The sequence below is a fragment of the Mesorhizobium sp. M7A.F.Ca.CA.002.09.1.1 genome (assembly GCF_003998555.1).
Lineage (GTDB): Bacteria > Pseudomonadota > Alphaproteobacteria > Rhizobiales > Rhizobiaceae > Mesorhizobium > Mesorhizobium ciceri.
Genome location: NZ_RZRR01001139.1, coordinates 1 through 1474, shown reverse-complemented (window position 1 = coordinate 1474; position 1474 = coordinate 1). Strand labels below are relative to the sequence as shown.

The 1474-nt window shown below is 66.7% G+C and carries 1 protein-coding gene and 1 pseudogene; both read right to left on the bottom strand.

Translation table 11 applies throughout. The annotated features are described in order from the left end of the window. Positions 1-706 (bottom strand): serine/threonine dehydratase (locus EN994_RS31090; RefSeq protein ID WP_127308130.1); only part of this gene is annotated, 706 nt, incomplete at its 3' end. Positions 707-745: 39 nt separating this feature from the next. After that, positions 746-1474 (bottom strand): annotated as a pseudogene (locus EN994_RS31085) (diaminopimelate decarboxylase); the annotation flags it as partial.

Sequence of the window (1474 nt, the reverse complement as noted above, 5' to 3'; positions counted from 1 at the left end):
GCTTTGGCGCCAGCGAATCGGCGGCGATGCCCTCGGCCGGCGCATCGACGGGGTGTCCGGCCTCGAAGGCGCGATGCAGCGTCGGCGCTCCTTCCGGCTCGACGGCGATGATACGGCTGCGGCCGGCGAACCAGGCAGCGATGCCGCCGATCAGACCGCCGCCGCCGACAGCGACCAGCAGCGTGTCGATCCGAGGCAAATCGGCCTCGATTTCGAGCCCAAGCGTGCCCTGGCCGACGAGCGTTTCCTCCTGGTTGAAGGCATGAATCTGCAAAGCGCCGGTCTCCTCGGCGAACCGTTCGCTGGCGGCCAGCGCTTCGGCATAGCGGGCGCCGCCGACGATCAGCTCGGCGCCATAGGAGCGGATCCGTTCCAGCTTGGCCGCCGGGCTCACTTCGGGAACGAAGATGGTCGCCTTGTGGCCAAGCCGCATGGCGGCATAGGCGACGGCCGCGCCATGGTTGCCGCCCGATGCTGCGACGACACCGGCCTTTGGGACCGCACGCTCCAGCAGGTTGGTGAAGGCGCCGCGCGCCTTGAACGAGCCGGAATGCTGCAGGCATTCGAGCTTCAGGTCGACGGCCAACGGCGGCCGATCGAAGTCGGCCATGTCGACGCGCAGCACCGGCGTGTGCCTGATATAGGGGCGGATGCGCGGTTCCATCGCGGCAATGCGCTCGCGTGTGACGGTGATGCCGTTCGTCATGATTGCTCCCTGTGACGGGTCGGTGTGTTTCCGGCGCTTCTATGCAAGCCAGTCGGGCATCGAATCCAGTCCGATCAGGTCGTCATAGGTCAGGCGTGGGCGCACGACGTGGAACCGGTCGCCGTCGACCAGCACCTCCGGAACCAGCAGACGGGTGTTGTAGGTGCCGGCCTGCACCGCGCCATAGGCGCCCGCGGTGGAGACGGCAATCAGGTCGCCGGCCTTCAGCCTGGGCAGATCGCGGTCCAGGCCGATATAATCGCCGGTCTCGCAGACCGGGCCGACGACGTCGACCATCATGCGCGGCGTGTCCGCCGGCGGCTGCACGACCGGACGGATATCGTGGAAGGCATCGTAGAGCGTCGGCCGGATGAGATCGTTCATGGCGGCGTCGACGACGAGGAAGTTCTTGGCGTCGCCTTCTTTTACGAAGATCACTTCCGAGACGAGGATACCGGCATTGCCTACGATCAGCCGGCCCGGCTCGAACATCACCTTCAGCCCGAGCTTGGTGACATGCTTCCTGACGATCTGGGCATAGGCATCGGGCAGCGGCGGCGGGTTGTTGTCGACGCGATAGGGGATGCCGAGGCCGCCGCCGAGGTCGATATGCTCGATGGCATGGCCGTCCGCCCGCAGCGCGCCGACCAGATCGACAAGCAGGGCGAAGGCGTCGTCGAAGGGCTGCAGCTCCGTGATCTGGCTGCCGATATGGGTGTCGATGCCGGTGATCCTGATGCCGGGAAGCGTTGCCGCGCGGGCATAGAC